The sequence below is a fragment of the Weissella sp. DD23 genome (genome assembly GCF_001579105.1).
Taxonomy (GTDB): domain Bacteria; phylum Bacillota; class Bacilli; order Lactobacillales; family Lactobacillaceae; genus Weissella; species Weissella cibaria.
This window is the reverse complement of record NZ_KQ970390.1, coordinates 188,902-190,858: the sequence shown is the minus strand read 5'-3', so window position 1 is coordinate 190,858 and position 1,957 is coordinate 188,902. Positions and strand designations below refer to the sequence as shown.

3 protein-coding genes and 1 pseudogene are annotated in these 1,957 nt (G+C 44.8%); all 4 read right to left on the bottom strand.

Translation table 11 applies throughout. The features are described 5' to 3' along the window. Positions 1-285 (bottom strand): annotated as a pseudogene (locus WEIDD23_RS00895) (NlpC/P60 family protein); the annotation flags it as partial. 131 nt (positions 286-416) lie between these two features. Then, a complete protein-coding gene (locus WEIDD23_RS00890) occupies positions 417-1,469 on the bottom strand; it encodes an acyltransferase family protein (protein WP_157725483.1) in 1,053 nt (350 codons plus the stop codon). Positions 1,470-1,528: 59 nt separating this feature from the next. Next, a complete protein-coding gene (locus WEIDD23_RS00885) occupies positions 1,529-1,756 on the bottom strand; it encodes a YneF family protein (protein WP_010371877.1) in 228 nt (75 codons plus the stop codon). 91 nt (positions 1,757-1,847) lie between these two features. Next, the coding region (locus tag WEIDD23_RS12665) for a DUF896 domain-containing protein (RefSeq protein WP_156469534.1) at positions 1,848-1,957 on the bottom strand (110 nt) is incomplete at its 5' end.

Below are 1,957 nucleotides of genomic sequence, written 5' to 3'. Positions count from 1 at the left end.
TGCACGACCCTCATTGTCCGTGTAGTACTTCATGCCCCAAGCTTCACGCCAACCAGAATCCTGACGCACCCCATCGATGAACCAGTAATACGTACCCATGTAGAAACGGAATCCCGTATACTTTTGGCCATTTTCAAGCCAACGCCATCCTTCGTTTGTACTAACGTAACCCGTTTGGCCAGCTGCTGAAGCTGAGTGATCAGCTTCCATCCCCATCGCAAACGTGAAACTGGCAATAACTGACGCGATAAACGCCAATGCCTTTTTCCCTTTAAACAATGTCATATTTAACATTACCCCTGTCTTTGATGTTTTTAGAGTAACAACCCAATATGACATCTCTATTACAACGGGCTTCTTAATATTTTATTAATCTATTACAACGTGAAATAATGCACATCATTTTCACGCTTTAGTCAAAAACGCATTGGCCAGCGTCGGTCTGTGAATATTTTTCGAACAATCGGTAAGCCAAGGGCCACATAAGCCATCACAATAACCGGTGCCGTGTTCAGCAACACCATTAATACCCATGCGATTGGTCGGCCGTACCATTGCACCCAAAGGCCAACCGTCGGGCCATAAACAATTTTACCAAGAATCAAAATGGCAAAGGCGTGCAGAAACAATACCACCGCCGAATTTTGGCCAACCCAGGCAATCCCATCACCCATTTGCCAAAGGCCACGTTCAATTAACTGTGCCACACCGGCCAGTGCAAAAATGCTACCAAATGCCCCTAACAACATCTGCCAAATCGGCCCTGTGAACGTCCCTGATACGAGATAAAAAGTTCCTACCTGAGATGCCCAGTACCACACTGCCAAACCAGCCACAAACATCGTGACCATGCCGTAAAATGGCCACGGTTGCTTCATCCAACGTTGTGCCAGATATCCGCCAAGTAGGAACACTTGACTCAAGAGCACCGCATTCAATGACCACGGTGTAACCGCCGGTGCTAACAAACCTAAACCAAACAACCCCAAGCTGATGACAACTAACGTGATTATTCGCCAGTGGTCTGGTAGTTTGGCAACAAGAGCCTGCACACAACTAAAGACAATCGTTGCCAGGCCAAGTGCAACAAAAAACCACACCGCTCCCAGTGACATCATCCCCGCTGGCATCGTACTATTATTACCACCTGCCCATAAGGCGCCAAGTAGCGTGCCCGTTAATGACCAACTGGCATGACCAAATTTTACTGCTGGCCATTCGTAGGCTAAAATCAGCAACGCGAACACAATATACAATAAAATCAAGGTATTAAAATTGGTTTTGATGCGTTCGCCGAGTGGCTTGGGTCGATACAACAGACCACTAAAGAAAAAGAAAATCGGTAAATTACCTAAAAACAAAAAATTCTGACCCGCTTGAAATGCCGGTTCCGAGCCGGACACATGGCCAATAATCACCATTAACATTGCTAAACCACGCGCAATGTCGATCCATTTATATCTCATCATTTTCCCCATCAATTACAAAAAAGGACCGAACCATCTTGTTCAGTCCTTTTTAACAAGCCTTACTTCTTTGCAGAAGATTGGGCCTTCATTTGTGCCATCATTTGGTTCAAACGCTTTTGTGAAGGCTTTTGTCCCATTGATGTCATCATTGACTTCATCATCTCTTCTGAGATAGGTGGGTTGTTCTTCAAGTACGTTTGCATTGAGCGACGTGCCAAGAAGAATCCAGCAACTGCACCCAAAACAGCAGCAAGGATGACAATCAAAATCCATATACTAGTATTCATCATATTACTCCATCATTATAATTCATATATTATTGTAGCGAACATTCGCCGTTTTGACTAGGTTATCCCGCGTTTCTTCGCGAAAACTTCATTAGTTGTCACGCAAACCCTTTTCGCGTTGGATATCCTTCACCTTATCTGGCGTCACTTCATTACCGTCATCATCGAATACTTGGAGCATTTCAACTTGTGAACGGAACG